Here is a 14,060-nt window from a genome sequence, read left to right as displayed (position 1 = left end):
TGCCGGCAACGCGGCTTCAGAGGTTAGCGGTAGGGGGCAGCCGCGAAGGCGGTGGACTACGGCTTGTTCCATGGCCGACCATGGGTCCAGGATGCATTGACGCCGCTATGGTCAACCTGTCTCGCGGCGCCGCCTGGGGAGGGAGCCTCCATGAAGCCTGTTGCCGTGCCGGCCGGCGGGGGGCGGGCCGGCACGCCCATCCTTCATCGGCGATCCCGGCGCGACGCCGGTTCGCCGCTCACGGTGCGACGCCAACGAACGTCGGCAGCAGCACGCGATACACGTGGATCATTGCCGGGCCGAGCAGCACCATCATCAGCGCGGGAAAGATGCAGAAGATCAGCGGGAACAGCAGCTTCAGCGCAATCTTCGCTGCCCGCTCCTCCGCACGCATCCGGCGCCGCGTGCGCAGCATGTCCGACAGCACGCGCAGCGATTCGCTGATGCTCGTGCCGAAGCGGTCGGCCTGGATCAGCATCGCGCAGAACGACTCGATGTCCTCGACGCCGGTCCGCAGCGCGAGATTGCGCAGCGCCGTCTCCTTCGTGAAGCCTGAGCGCATCTCGAGCAGCAGCAGGTCGAGTTCGCTTGAGACCACCTCGCTGCTGAAGCGCAGTTCCTCGCTCACCTTCATCAGCGCCGCGTCGAGCCCGAGCCCCGCTTCGACGCACACCGTCAGCAGGTCGAGCGCATCCGGGAAATCCTCGAAGATCTTCTGCTGGCGCACCTTGACCCGCTGCGACAGCACGATGTTCGGGATGTAGTAGCCGACCCCGGCGAACGCGACGAGGATGATCGACAGCAGCGCGCGCTCGTCACCGAGCGACGTCGTGATCAGCACCAGCAGCGCTGCGCACGGCAACCCGAGCGCGAGCGCCGTCTTCGCCGTGAAATACAGCGCGGCCGAGCTCTGGTTGCGCCAGCCGGCGTTCATCAGCCGGATGCGCAGGGGCGAATTCTCCCAGCCCTCCTTCGGCACCGACAGCTTCGAGATCGGGGTGGACAGCTCGACCAGCTTCGCGACCCAGCGCGACGCCATGTCGTCGCCGTCGCCCGTCCCCCCGACGGCGGTCCCGCCCGCCCCGGCCCCGCCGGCCTGCTGGAGCCGGCGCTGGATGCTGCGCGGCGCGAACAGCAGCATCGCGATGAGCACGCCGCCGGCCACGAAGAGGAACAAGCCGCCCAGCATCACGGCCTGGATCACGCTCAGGTTTTGCATGACAACCTCGCAACGGTTCGTTATTCGGCACGCGCGTCAGACGCGAATGCGGACAATACGACGGATCCAGAACAGACCGAACAGCATCGACACGAGCATCGTGCCGACCATCCTGATCCCGGCCGGATCCTCCCAGAGCACGGACAGGAATTCGCGGTTCAGCAGCGCCATGACCGCGGCGGTACCGAACGGCAGCAGCCCGAGAATCCATGCCGACAGCCGCCCTTCGGCCGACAGCACGCGCACCTTGTCGAACAGCTTGAAGCGCTCGCGGATCAGCGCGGCGATGCTGTCGAGCAGCTCGGCCAGGTTGCCGCCCGTCTCGCGCTGGATCAGCACCGCGATCACGAAGTAGCGCAGGTCCTGCACCGGCACGCGCGTCGTGAGGTTCATCAGCGCATCGTGCAACGACACGCCGTAGTTGACCTCGTCGAACGTGACGCGGAATTCGCCGCCCATCGGATCGGGAAACTCGTCGCCGACCATCCCGAGCGTGCTCGTGAACGAATGACCGGAACGCAGCGCGCGCGCGATCATGTCGCAGATGTCCGGCAACTGCCGTTCGAGCTTGCGCATCCGGCGCGCGCGGCGGCGCATCACGTGCATCATCGGCAGGCATCCGGCGAACAGCGCGACCGGCAGCCCGGCGAATTGCGGCAACCTCGCGACGCTCATCCCCAGCCACGCGAAAGCCGCGAACAGCGCGCTGAGCGTGATCAGCTTCGGCAGCGTCCAGTCGAGGCCCGACTGCTGAAGCACGAGATCGAGCGCCTGCACGCGCGGCACGCTCAGCAGCAGCCGGTCGAACGGCTTCGATTCGTCCAGCATCCGCTTCTTCAGGATCGACAGCCGCTCCTGCTGTACGTTGCCGCCGGCCGACATCGCGCGAATGCGCGATTCGATCCGGCGCGCGGCGCTGCCGTGCCGCGCGTTCCACCATTGATAGGCGCCTTCGATCGCGAGCACCACCGCGACGAAGGTGAGAATCACAAAGCCGTAAAAGATCGTGTTCATGAAGCCTCCCCGGAGCTGGCGGCGACGGGCCGTCAGTTCGTCTCGTAGCGCTGCGACGGGTCGTAGAGCGAATCCGGCAGGTTGATGCCGAACGCCTGCAGCCGTTCGACGAACTTCGGCCGCACGCCGGTCGCGCAGAAGTGGCCGCGGACCGATCCGTCACGATCCACGCCCGTACGCTTGAACGTGAAGATCTCCTGCATGTTGATGATGTCGCCTTCCATCCCGGTCAGTTCCTGGATGCTGACGATCTTGCGCTTGCCGTCCGTCAGCCGCGCCGCCTGCACGACCACCGAGATCGCCGACGCGATCTGCTGGCGCATCGTCTTCGGCGGCAGCGTCAGGCCGGAGACGCTGATCATGTTCTCGAGCCGCGTCAGCGCGTCGCGCGGCGTGTTCGCGTGGATCGTCGCGAGCGAGCCTTCGTGGCCGGTGTTCATCGCGTTGAGCATGTCGAGCGCTTCGGCGCCGCGCACTTCGCCGAGGATGATCCGGTCCGGGCGCATCCGCAGCGCATTGCGCACCAGCGTGCGCTGCGTGATCTCGCCCTTGCCCTCGATGTTCGGCGGGCGCGTTTCGAGGCGCAGCACGTGCGGCTGCTGCAGCTGCAGTTCGGCCGCATCCTCGATCGTCACGATCCGCTCGTTGCGCGGAATGTAGCCGGACAGGATGTTGAGCAGCGTCGTCTTGCCGCTGCCGGTGCCGCCCGACACCAGCACGTTCACCTTCGCGCGCGACAGCGCGTCGAGCAGCTCGGCCATCGGCGGCGTCAGGCTGTGGTAGCGCACGAGGTCGTCCATCTTCAGCGGGTTGACCGCGAAACGCCGGATCGACATCAGCGGCCCGTCGATCGCGGACGGCGGGATGATCGCGTTCACGCGCGAGCCGTCCGGCAGCCGCGCGTCGACCATCGGGCTCGATTCGTCGATGCGGCGCCCGACGCGCGACACGATCTTCTCGATCACCTTCATCAGGTGCGCGTCGTCGTAGAACGTCACGTCGGTCAGTTCGAGCTGGCCGCAACGTTCGACGTAGACCTGCCGGTACGTATTCACGAGGATGTCGGAAATGCCGGGGTCGCGCAGCAGCGCTTCGAGCGGGCCGAAGCCGAACATCTCGTCGTACACGTCGACCGCGAGCTGCCGGCGCTCGATGTCGTTCGCCGGCAGCCGCCCGTCGTCGAGGATGCGCGCGATCAGCGCGCCGATTTCCATGCGGACCGTATCCTGCGGCAGCCGCGACAGGCGCTCGAGCTCGACGCGTTCGAGTACCGCCAGGTGGATTTCGCGGCGCAGCTTCTGGTATGCGTCGCGCACCGACGAATGTGCCGGACCGGCCGGTTCACCACCCGCCACCAGCGGCTGGGCCCGGTGCAAGGACATCTGTTCGCGCAATGACATGATGGTTCCCCGAAAAATTTACATGGACTTGAGCTTCGGCGTGGCCTTGCGGCCGAAGAGCCTGGACATCAACGGTTCGCTGTTCGCCGCGCTGTGCCCGGCGCGCACTTCCCCGTCGACGAGTTGTTTCGCACACCCCTGCAACGCACGCGCGACCGCCGTGCCGCGCGCGAGCCGCGATACCGGATGGCCCTGGTTGATCGCTTCGAGCACGGTATCGGCATCGTCGGGAATCGTGCAGGCCGCCTGCAGGCCGAGCACTTCCTCGAGCGCGGTGCGGGTCCGGTCGCTCGCGCGCGTCGCGCGGTTTACGATCAGCCGCAACTGGTCGGTCGAGTAACCGAGCGACACGAGGATCTCCAGCAGCCGGCGGCCGGCGCGCACGTGCGGCATCGCGGGCTGCAGCACGATCTGGATCTGGTCGCTGCGATCCAGCGCGACCATCGACAGCGGATTGATGCCGACGCCGACGTCGAAGATCACGAAGTCATAGCGCGGCGCGGCGACGCCGAGGATCCATTCGAGCGCGTCCTCGCGCATCTCGGCGGCCTTGACCGGGTCGCCGGCGCCCGCGAGCACGTGAAAGTTTTCCGTCACGTGCGCGACGCTCGCGTCGAGAAACGCGCTGTCGAGCCGCTCGATCTGCGCGCAAAGCTGCGGCAGCGTCGACGGCGGGGTTTCGTCGCTGACGAGGAACGCCGCATCGGCGAACTGCTGGTTCAGGTCGATCAGCAGCACGCGGCGCTTGAACCCTTCGGCGATCTCGAACGCGATGTTGCTGGCCGCGAAGCTCGTGCCGGCCCCGCCCTTGCACGACATGAACGACACGATCCGCGTATCGTCGGTGTCGCGCCGCGTGCTTTGCGCCGCCGCCCGTTCGAGCGCGTTGGCGAGCGCCTGCGGCTCGAGCGGCCACTGCAGCACGTCGCGGGCGCCTGCGCGCATCGCGTCGAGCAGCACGTGCGGCGACGCATCCGCCGTCACGAGAATGCAGGTCAGGTTCGCGTGGGCGCGGCAGATGCGCTCGATCGCCGACAGCTCGGACGGCTCGAGCGACGTGCCGTCGACCAGCAGGACATCGAACGCGTCGAGCCCGTCGGTGCGATGCTCGATCTGCGACGGGCGGCCGGTCGCGCGGGTCGCGCGATAGCGTCCGCAGTCGGCCACGAGGCGCGCGATCTGCGTGAGACGCGCGGTATCGTCGGAAGCTACGAGGAGGTTGATCATGTCGTGTGCCTCGTCTGTTCGATTAGTTGCAAGCGGTGCCGCCGGTCGCGGAAGTCAGGCTTTCGCGCGGCAGTGTCGTCGTGAACGGCGGCATGGTGACCGTGACGTTCACGAACGGGATCATCGTCTTGACGGTGACGTTCGTGACGCTGACGGTCACGAACGCGCACGAATTCACGTCGCAGTTCGCCGGCGAGTAGTTCACCGACACGTTCGCGTTCGACAGCAGCGGCAGCAGCGCCGTCACGCGCTTCGCGACGCCGGCGGCATTCACGTCGCAGACCACGGCCGTGCGCGCGCCGAGACGCACGGCTTCGCTCGCGGTGTTCCAGTAGAACAGCACGCGGCCGAATTCGAAGATGCCGATCAGCAGCATGATCAGCACCGACGCGATCAGCGCGAACTCGACGATCGTCGCGCCGCGTTGGGCGCGCCGGCGTGACGGGGGGGCATGGCGAGCGTTCATGACACTTGCCTCATCACGGTGACGATGTTGTTGAAGGTGATCGACGGCAGCCACGGGTACGCGGGGATCGGCTGGTACTTGTAGCCCTTGATCTTCACTTCGACGACGTTGATTGCGCCCGTCGCCGTGCCGCTCGCCGCGTTGTTGTTCGAGTCGTAGGTCGGCAGGTTCGCGAACTGCGGCGGATCGGACCCGTCGCTGCAGCCGGTCGTGCGCTGCGCGTCGCAGATCGTCACCATCGACGTCTTGAGCCCGGGCACCAGCTCGGTGCCCGACGAGCCGCAGGTCGTGCTGCCGTAGACGACGAGGCACTGCGCCTGCGACACCGGATAGGCGCTGTCGGTCGGCAGCCACACCGACAGGTAGCGCGCCGCATCCCGCGTGGACTTGGTCAGCGTCTCGTACTGGTAGATCGCGCGGCCGAACTCGGCCACGCCGGTCGACAGCATGATCATCGGAATCAGCACGAGCGCGAACTCGACGGCGGCGACGCCGCGGGTGCGCGAACGGCGGAACGGAGGCTTGTTCATGGTCGTCTCTCCGCTATTGAACGAGCATCGGAACCTGGGTCCCCGACGCACTGCCGCTGCCGGGCAAGCCGTGCGTCGCGCACGGATTGTTGCCGGACACCGACGAGCCGAGGTACTCGAGGTGCGCGACGACCCCGCCCTTGCCTGGGCTGAACGGCAGCGGATCGAGCATCAGCACGCAGTCCCATTGCGTGACGTGCACCTTGCCGCTGTTGCCGTTCAGCGTCGAGCAGTCGCCCTCCGGTGCGAGCGCGACGCGCCGGTCGCCGCCGTAGGTCTGGTAGTTGCTCGCCGTCGCGGTGCCGTTGGTGGCGATTCCGCTGCCCGCAGGCGGCGCGCCGTCGCCCTGGTACGACTTGAAATTCGTGCGGTCGGTAACGAACTGCGTATAGGCATCACCCTTGATGCCGGCCGTTCCGGGCGGCCCGTAGTTCGGGCCGACATACGCGTAACCGGTAAAGTCGGGCTGGCCGCTCGAGCCGTTCGCGCCGTTCGTGTAGATACCGAAGCGCGTATTCCAGGCGCGCAGCGACGCCGACTTCAGGCCCGTGGTGCTCAGGTCGGGCGGGCTCGTGATGTTGCAGGTGTTGCCCGACAGCTCGCCCGCGAGCGTCGTCTCGTTCGTCGAGCCGTCGAGCGCCGCCCAGCCGAAGTTGCCAGGCCCGTAGGTCGACGACGACCCGGAGGGCGACGTGATCCAGTCGCCGACGTTGTAGGACGGCGAGCCCGTCGTGCGGCACACGAACACCGGGATCGCGCAGGTCGTCTGCCCGCCGCCGACGGTGGCGATCGCGCTCGCCGACACTTCCGCCGCGCTCGCGAGCTTCGTGCCCGGCAGCACGTTCAGCACCTCGATGAACCAGTGCGCGATGTTGCTCAGCTTCGTCGCGCATTGCACGTACTTGATGTTCGCCGGCGTCGTGACCGCGGTCTTGGTCAGGAACGGGTTGGTCAGCGAATCGCTGAACGTGACGTTCGCGTTCGTCGACAGCTGCACCGCGCTGTTCTGGAAAAACACGAAATTCAGATGGCCGGCGGCGATGCCGTCGGCCTCGGCCACCGACAGGCTGATGGCCGAAGTCAGGTCACGCGCAGCCGACAGCGCGCAGGCATCGGCGCTGTTCTGCAGTTCGCTGCGCGTGACGTACAGCTTGCCAAGATCCAGCGCGAGACCGACGAACCCGATCATCACCGCCAGTGCAAGACCGACGATGATCGCGACGGCACCGCGCTGGCGATGCAGGCTGCGACGCATGACTTTCGGATAGCGGGCTGCGCTGTTCATGGCGTTCTCCCTGAGCGTCCTGGCGTTACTGGGTGGCCTTGCCGATGCCGATCACGAATGCATTGGCGGGCGGCACGGTCTGCTTGAACGACTTGTCGTAGTTGTCGAGCGCGGCCGCGGCTGCGCCGCCGTCGACCCCCGATGCCGCTGCCGGGTGTTCGCCGGCATGCGGATCGATGATCTGGGCCTGCATCACGGTGCGGACCGAATCGCCGAAGCGGCTGTCCCACACCGGGGTCGACGACATGCAGCCGGCAAGCGCGAACGCGAGCGGGACGGCGAGCGCCGCGCGGCGCACGAATACGAGGTAGGCGGATTTCATGAGTGTCCCCTTGGATGGCTTCAACGATCGGTGGACTGGGGTTCGGCGCCCGCACGCGCGACCTGCGCCTGCGCTGCCGGCACCCGGTGCTTCGGCCGCGCCGCCGGCTTGGCCGGCGTATCGGGGCCGGCTGCCGCGAGGCGCGCGGCGGTGGCTTCGATGTTCGCGATGCGCGCCGCGTTCGACGTGTCGGGCTGCGGCACGGTGGCGACCACCGGCGTGGGCACCTTGTGCGGCTCGGCCAGCACCGGCGACTGCGCGTCGGCACCTTGCGGGGCGCGCGGCGCGGGCAGCGCGGCGGCGGGACCGGCGGGCGCTTCCGATTGCGGAGCCGGCGCGGGTGCCGGAGCCTCGGCCGGAGCCTGCGGTGCAGCTGCTGCGCCGTTCGCGGGCTGTGCGCCTGCCTTGCGAACCCCGCCGCGGCCTTCCATGTTGCCCGTTGCATACACGTCGGCTTCGTTCGGCTTCGAGAAGCTGTCGGTCGGCAGCGCGACATCGGCGGTCGACAGCGGCTTCACCAGGTGCGGCGTGATCAGGAAGATCAGCTCGGTGCGGTCCTGCTGGAACGACGTGCTGCGGAACAGCGCGCCGAGCACGGGCACTTCGCCGACACCCGGGATCGCCTTCAGCGCGCCGGTCGCGTTGTCCTTGATCAGCCCGCCGATCGCGAACGATTCGCCGTCGCTCATCTGGACCGTCGTCGAGGCGCGCCGCGTCGTGATCAGCGGCAGGATCGACGTGCCGCCGATGTTGGTCGCGCTCAGCGTGACGCCCGTCTGCGACAGCTCCGACACCTCCGGCGCGACCTTCAGGCTGATCCGGCCGTTGGCGAGCACCGTCGGCGTGAACTTCAGCGCGACGCCGAACTCCTCTTCCTGCAGCGTGATCGACGACGTGCCGTTGCCGCTGCTCTGCGGGATCGGGATGAAGATCTTGCCGCCGGCGAGGAACGTCGCTTCCTGGCCGCTGATCGTCACGAGGTTCGGCTCCGCGAGGATCTTGACGAGGTTGTCGGTGTTCTGCGCGTCGGCCGCGATGCTGAACGGCTTGTTGTTCGCCTTGTTGAAGACGGCGCCGCTTGCCACGCCCGCGAGCAGGTTGCTGACCAGCGCGCCGCTCCACGAACCGAACCCGCCCTGGATGTTGAACGCGCTGCCCATCTGGTTGATCAGCGTCTTCGACACCTCGGCCACCTTCACCTCGAGCATCACCTGCTGCGGCGACGTGACGTTCAGCATGTTCAGCACACCGCCGCCGCCCTTGCCGCCCGCTGCCGGGTCGCTGGCGCTGTCACCGTACGCATGGGCGATCTGCACGGCCTGCTGCGCAGCCTGCGAGCTCGACACGGTACCCGCCAGCACGATCGTGCCGGCCGCGGTCGATACGTGGATGTCGCGCTCGTTCGGCATCAGCTGCAGCAGCGATGCCTGCAGGCCGCCGGCATCCGCGCCGACCGCGACGTCGATCACGCGGCAGGCGCCGCTCTTGCCCTGCACGATCATGTTGGTCGTGCCGACCGCGAGCCCGAGGATGTACAGCGTCTGCGGCGACACCATCGTGGCCTGCGCGACGGCCGGGTTGCCGATCGTCCGATTGCGGACCGGCTCCGGCATCGGCACCAGCAGCGACTTGCCGAGCGGCACGCTGACGCTGGTCGACTCGCGCACGGCGCCGACGCAGTTCGGCCCGCGCAGCGGCCCCGCCGAGGCGGCGGGCGCGGCGGCCGGCACCGGCGCCATGCTGATCGTCATCTGCATCGGCCCCTTGCCGACGGCGGCCGGCGCGCTGGCGCCGCCCTTCGTCAGCACGGCCGACTCGACGCCTTCCTGCGCGAGTGCGCCATAAACGGTCAGCCATCCCGAACAGAGGATCGCGGCCATCATCGTGCCCCGTGCGACGCGTGTCCGCAGTGGGCTCGTACCTGTGCGTTGCGGTTTGATCTTCATTTCGTCTGATCCCCCGAGAGACCGGCGCCGTGCCGGTTATCGACTTCCAAGGCCGCCGCGCGTTGCCGGCGGCCGATCTGTTTGTCTGGCTGTATTGATCTGTTTCAGAAACACTCGACGCTGCCCTTCACGCCCGTCAGCACGCCGACGCAGTCGCGTCGTGCTTCCGGCGCCGCGTGCGATGCGACGTGCACGCGGACCGTCCGTACATGGACAGGTGCCGGCGGCGCTTCGGGTGCGGGCTCCTTGCCCAGCAGCGTCAGCTTGGTCGCGCCGTCGGTGTTCAGCGTCTTCTGGTCGACCTGGTTGCGCAGCACGAGCGACAGCGTGCCGACGCTGCGCGCGAGATCGAGCCGTTCGGCCTGGTCGGGCGTGACTTCCAGCGTCACCGCGTTGACGACCTTCGGTGCGGTGTCGTCGCGGCTGACCTGCTGCGCGACGGCGAGCACGAGGATGTGTTCGAGCACGATCTTGGAGATGCTCTGTCCGTCGGTCTTGCCCTGCTGTTCCTGCGTGTTGACGATCACGTCGACGTAGTTGCCCGGCAGCGCGAAGCCCGCGACGCCGACCACGTCGTTCACGCGCACCGTAATCGCGCGGCTGCCGTCGGCGATGACCGCGGACAACCCGCCCTTGGTGCCGACCGGTGCGAGCTTCGACTCGATCACCGGCTCGTCGCGTGAGAGGCTGGTGCGCACCACGCGCCCTTCAAGGGCTTTCGTATCGGTGAACGCGCCCGTCGGCACGCTGCCCGACGGCCAGTTGACCAGGTGGATCTGGTTCGGCCCGAGCGGTTCGCCCAGGTTCAGGTCGGTGGTGGCCACCGCGACCGGCGTGACCGAATTCGTGGATGTCTGCACCAGCCAGTGGGACGCGAACACGACCGCGGCAAGACCCGCGACCATCGCGACGACCAGCATCATGACCGCTCGACTGTTTTTCATGGCAATGCTCCTCGACGATTCGTGAAAGAAACGGCTCAACCGGTAACGAACGTGCGGCCACCGCGCTCGACGGGCGGCGGATGGCTGCCGTCACGTTCGGGTGCCGCGCCGAAATAGCTCGCCCATGCGTCGTACAGTGCGTCGTGCGTCACTTCGGGCGGATCACCGCGATACCGCGCGCCGGCGGCCACGAGACGCAGCAGGTCCGCAGGAAAACAGGCGAGAAACGCCTTGCCGGTCGGCAGATGCAGCCGATGCAGCAGGTAGTCGAATGCATCGCTCGCGGAGATGAGCCCCAGCGATGCGCAGGCCGCGTTGTACACGGCGCGGTAGTCGTCGATCGACATCGCGCCGACGTGCAGCTTCGAACCGAGGCGACGCAGGAACGCGTCGTCGCCGAGCTGTTCCGGCGACAGGTTGCTCGAGAACACCGGCCAGACATCGAACGGCATCACGAAGCGGTTGCCGGATTCGAGCGTCATGAAGTCGACGCCGCGATCGAGCGGGCGCAGCCAGCGATTGAGCAGGTCGCGTGGCTCGACGCGCTGGCGACCGAGATCGTCGACGACGTACATGCCCATGTTGGCTTTCATGTGCGGCGGCGCCTGATAGAAGCCGGCGGCTTCGTCGCGGCGGAGATCAAGCTCATCGAGCGTCAGTTCGCCGCCCGACATCACGACCGGCCGCGTACACAGGCGCCAGCGGCGATCGATCGACCAGTTGCCGGAGGGCTGCCCGACCTCGACATGCACGAGCGGGTCGTAGATCTGGATCACTTCGCCGGCCGCGCAGATCGCGTGCGGCACCGGCACGTGGCCGTGCATCAGCGAGCCGAGCCGTTCGGCGAGGAAGGTCTTGCCGCTGCCGGCCGGGCCGTAGATCAGCAGCGGACGGCCGGCATTCAGTGCCGCAGCCGCCGCATCGAGCACCGACGTGTCGATCACGATGCCTTCGAACACGGCCCACACGTCGTTCTGGCCGATGTGCAGCTTGCGCACTGAATGAGCGGCCACGCATTCGAGATACGCGTCGAGCGTCACCGGTGCGGGGCCGCTGTAGCCGCTGCGCGCCCGTTCCTCGAGTGCGAGCACGCGGCCCGCGTCGGTCAGGCGGAACGTCACGTCGAGATCGGTCGCGCCGCGATGGGTGAGCTCGACGAGATGCTCGCGCACCAGGAAGGCGAAGACGTCGTCGAGGACCGCGAGCGGCAGGCAGTGCCGCTCGACCAGGTCGCCGTATGACGGGCGGCCGAGCACCAGCGTCGACTTCAGCACGAGCCCGGCGACGAACGTCATGCTCAGCCCGGTTTCCTCGAGCGTGCGCGGCGCCGTCGGCAACTGCGTGCCCAGTTTCGTATGGGCTTCCCGAGACGGCAGCGGATCGGGCAGGTGCGCCACCTGCGCGTCGCGTCTCGGTTCGGTGTGATTCGTGTTCATGATCGCTCCGTCCTCGTTGCTTGTGCGTCGCGCTATGCGCACGACACGAACAACATGCCCAGCGTGCCGGCCGCGATCGCCACGCCATACGGCAGCGTGCCGACCGATGCGAATTCCACGGGGCCGCCGGCGGCTTCCGCGTGCGCCCCTTGCGAACGACGCGCGATCAGCGCGCGGACGTTCGCCCACATCTGGCGCATCCGGCCGCGCAGCAGCGCGAACGCGATGGCGCCTATCCCGCCGGCCAGGAACGTGGCCAGCACGATGTAGAACGTCATTTCCGCCCCGACCCATGCGCCGATCGCGAGCATCAGCTTCACGTCGCCGGCCGCCATCCCGCGCAACAGATAGAACGGCAGCAGCAGGCCGAAGCCGGTCGCCGCCCCTGCGAGCCACCCGAGTGCGCCTGCCAGGACGCCGTGCAGCATGCACTGCGCGACCAGCGCGCCGACGAGCCCGACCGCGACGAGACGGTTCGGAATGCGGCGGCTTGCGATGTCCGTGCTGGCCGCGGCGACGGCGAGCAACGTCACGCACAACGGGACCGGGTAAGGCGGCGCAACAGGTAACATGGCGAACCTCTCGGATCGAATCGTTGAATCAGGAAACCATTGCCAGCGCGGTGGTTACCGCAGACGTCACGGCCGCTGCAATCACCTCGTACGTATTGGCGAGCGAGCCTTTCAGCGTGACGACGCTGCCCAGCACTGCGGTGGCGAACATCGCCGCGAGCAACGCATATTCGATCGACGTCACGCCTTGCTCGTCGGCGATCCAGCGACGGACGACACACATCGTGGCTTGCATGGTGGTCTCCGGTTCCTGGTTGATCGGATGGCCGGGGACGGCTCGAGCACTGCACCGGCCGAGCCGTCCACGGCATGGTCCATCAGATGGCTGCGACCGCCGAATCGAGGTCGTCCGCGATCGTGGTGAACACGGTCTTGAGGTCCTTGCCGACCGTCGACAGCGCGGCGATGATGCCGATGGCGATCAGGGCGGCGATCAGGCCGTATTCGATGGCCGTCACGCCATCTTCATCGCGAACGAAACGGCTGACTTGTTGAATGAACTTGGACATGATGATCTCCTTGCGTAGTCACTTTCAAAGTCCTCGCGTGCCGGCTGGATCGAATGATCCGGCATCGATACGTCGAGGCATGTTGTTGATGCCGTGTGGTGCCGACGAACAATCCTGAGGAGCCGCTCGCCGTACCGTTCATCAGATTGCTGCCACTACCGAGTCCAGATCGTCGGCGACCGTACTGAACACGGTCTTCAGATCCGTGCCGACTGTCGTCAGCGCGGCAATGATGCCGATTGCGATCAGCGCGGCGATCAGGCCGTATTCAATGGCCGTCACACCGTCTTGATCCTCGACGAACCAGGCTACCTTTTCGATGATTCTTGGCATGAGCTTTCTCCTTTCGGACTACTATGAAATTCCCTTCGTCAATCAAGACGTCGGGGGTGGGCACCACCGGCACTACACGAAAAATCGGAACGCGACGCTCAGCTGCGGGAACGGGGATGCACACCCCTGTCCGTGCGAACGGGTATCAGTGAAACGGAGCGCGAGAAAGGCGTGGCCGGGCCGACCAGCCGGATGAACCGGGCATGCCGACAGACCGGAACGGCACGACGGCCGTTCGACGCATGGAATCCAGTTGAACGGGAGACGAACTCCCGGCAAAGCCGCAATGTGTTTTTAACGCGGCTTGCGATCCGCGATGTGCAGTGGTCTTTCATTTTTATTCCCCAAGTACTGCCATGCCGATTTTTATTGCCCTGAAGACATCGGGTCTCATTGGTCACTCGACGACGTTTCGCGCGGTTCATCGACCTGGAGCAGCATGTTCCCCGACGCGCTCCGGCCCATCTTTTCCGCAGGTGATTCCAAAGCCGGTTCCGTGTGTCTTTTGTCCGAACCGGCCGGTCATCCCGTCGTCGACTGCCGTGCCAACGCTTACGCAAAGAGCGGACCATCTCGGGCGAAATCGAGGTGCATCAAGGGTTCCGGCGATCCGCGCCGCCCCGGGCCAGGGGCGCAACGATCGAAATGTTTCAAATTTGATATAGGCGCCCCCGCGAACGGAGGCCCCCGGAACGCCCGTCGTCGCGCTGCACAAAGGGCACAAAATTTTTTCTCGGGATTTTCCCGAACGCCTGGCGCCGCTCGCGCACCGCAGGATCGGCGGCATGCGAACCCGGTGAAAATCGCGGAATGTTTCAAGCCAGAAACACGAAACCTGGCGCCGGCGTTTTTTCATA

At 66.9% G+C, this 14,060-nt stretch carries 15 protein-coding genes; all 15 read right to left on the bottom strand.

Annotation, left to right across the window (positions count from 1 at the left end; genetic code table 11):
- Positions 1-238: 238 nt before the first annotated feature.
- Positions 239-1,219 (bottom strand): type II secretion system F family protein, encoded by a 981-nt coding sequence (locus tag BLA15945_RS11390; protein ID WP_174992371.1) that lies wholly within the window; start codon positions 1,217-1,219, stop codon positions 239-241.
- A gap of 36 nt (positions 1,220-1,255) precedes the next feature.
- Positions 1,256-2,233 carry a type II secretion system F family protein gene (locus BLA15945_RS11385; protein WP_174992370.1) on the bottom strand — a complete coding sequence of 326 codons (978 nt, stop codon included), beginning with the start codon at positions 2,231-2,233 and terminating at the stop codon, positions 1,256-1,258.
- A 32-nt stretch (positions 2,234-2,265) separates the two neighbouring features.
- A complete protein-coding gene (locus BLA15945_RS11380; protein ID WP_059241402.1) occupies positions 2,266-3,633 on the bottom strand; it encodes a CpaF family protein in 1,368 nt (455 codons plus the stop codon).
- 18 nt (positions 3,634-3,651) lie between these two features.
- Positions 3,652-4,860 carry an AAA family ATPase gene (locus BLA15945_RS11375; protein ID WP_059241401.1) on the bottom strand — a complete coding sequence of 403 codons (1,209 nt, stop codon included), beginning with the start codon at positions 4,858-4,860 and terminating at the stop codon, positions 3,652-3,654.
- Positions 4,861-4,882: 22 nt separating this feature from the next.
- Positions 4,883-5,326 (bottom strand): TadE/TadG family type IV pilus assembly protein, encoded by a 444-nt coding sequence (locus tag BLA15945_RS11370; protein WP_059241400.1) that lies wholly within the window; start codon positions 5,324-5,326, stop codon positions 4,883-4,885.
- Complete coding sequence (locus BLA15945_RS11365; protein ID WP_174992369.1) at positions 5,323-5,856, bottom strand: TadE/TadG family type IV pilus assembly protein; 534 nt, start codon at positions 5,854-5,856, stop codon at positions 5,323-5,325. The genes BLA15945_RS11370 and BLA15945_RS11365 overlap by 4 nt, the downstream gene beginning before the upstream one ends.
- A gap of 13 nt (positions 5,857-5,869) precedes the next feature.
- The gene (locus BLA15945_RS11360; RefSeq protein ID WP_059241398.1) at positions 5,870-7,141 is read right to left on the bottom strand and encodes a TadE/TadG family type IV pilus assembly protein; all 1,272 of its coding nucleotides are present in this window, start codon (positions 7,139-7,141) and stop codon (positions 5,870-5,872) included.
- Positions 7,142-7,166: 25 nt separating this feature from the next.
- Positions 7,167-7,463 (bottom strand): hypothetical protein, encoded by a 297-nt coding sequence (locus BLA15945_RS11355; RefSeq protein WP_059241397.1) that lies wholly within the window; start codon positions 7,461-7,463, stop codon positions 7,167-7,169.
- A 20-nt stretch (positions 7,464-7,483) separates the two neighbouring features.
- Complete coding sequence (locus BLA15945_RS11350; RefSeq protein WP_059241396.1) at positions 7,484-9,409, bottom strand: type II and III secretion system protein family protein; 1,926 nt, start codon at positions 9,407-9,409, stop codon at positions 7,484-7,486.
- A gap of 104 nt (positions 9,410-9,513) precedes the next feature.
- Complete coding sequence (cpaB, locus tag BLA15945_RS11345) at positions 9,514-10,353, bottom strand: Flp pilus assembly protein CpaB (protein WP_059241395.1); 840 nt, start codon at positions 10,351-10,353, stop codon at positions 9,514-9,516.
- 35 nt (positions 10,354-10,388) lie between these two features.
- A complete protein-coding gene (locus tag BLA15945_RS11340; protein WP_059241394.1) occupies positions 10,389-11,789 on the bottom strand; it encodes a hypothetical protein in 1,401 nt (466 codons plus the stop codon).
- Between the two features lie 32 nt (positions 11,790-11,821).
- The gene (locus BLA15945_RS11335) at positions 11,822-12,361 is read right to left on the bottom strand and encodes an A24 family peptidase (RefSeq protein WP_059241393.1); all 540 of its coding nucleotides are present in this window, start codon (positions 12,359-12,361) and stop codon (positions 11,822-11,824) included.
- Positions 12,362-12,389: 28 nt separating this feature from the next.
- Entirely contained in the window at positions 12,390-12,596 is a 207-nt protein-coding gene (locus BLA15945_RS11330; RefSeq protein ID WP_059241392.1) for a Flp family type IVb pilin, read from the bottom strand.
- Positions 12,597-12,678: 82 nt separating this feature from the next.
- The gene (locus tag BLA15945_RS11325) at positions 12,679-12,870 is read right to left on the bottom strand and encodes a Flp family type IVb pilin (RefSeq protein WP_059241391.1); all 192 of its coding nucleotides are present in this window, start codon (positions 12,868-12,870) and stop codon (positions 12,679-12,681) included.
- Between the two features lie 141 nt (positions 12,871-13,011).
- Complete coding sequence (locus tag BLA15945_RS11320; protein ID WP_059241390.1) at positions 13,012-13,203, bottom strand: Flp family type IVb pilin; 192 nt, start codon at positions 13,201-13,203, stop codon at positions 13,012-13,014.
- Between the last annotated feature and the right edge of the window lie 857 nt (positions 13,204-14,060).

Origin of the sequence: Burkholderia arboris, from assembly GCF_902499125.1 — a bacterium.
GTDB classification, from domain to species: Bacteria; Pseudomonadota; Gammaproteobacteria; order Burkholderiales; family Burkholderiaceae; genus Burkholderia; species Burkholderia arboris.
The sequence above is the reverse complement of the archived record's forward strand: the minus strand, read 5'-3'. Positions and strand labels throughout refer to the sequence as shown.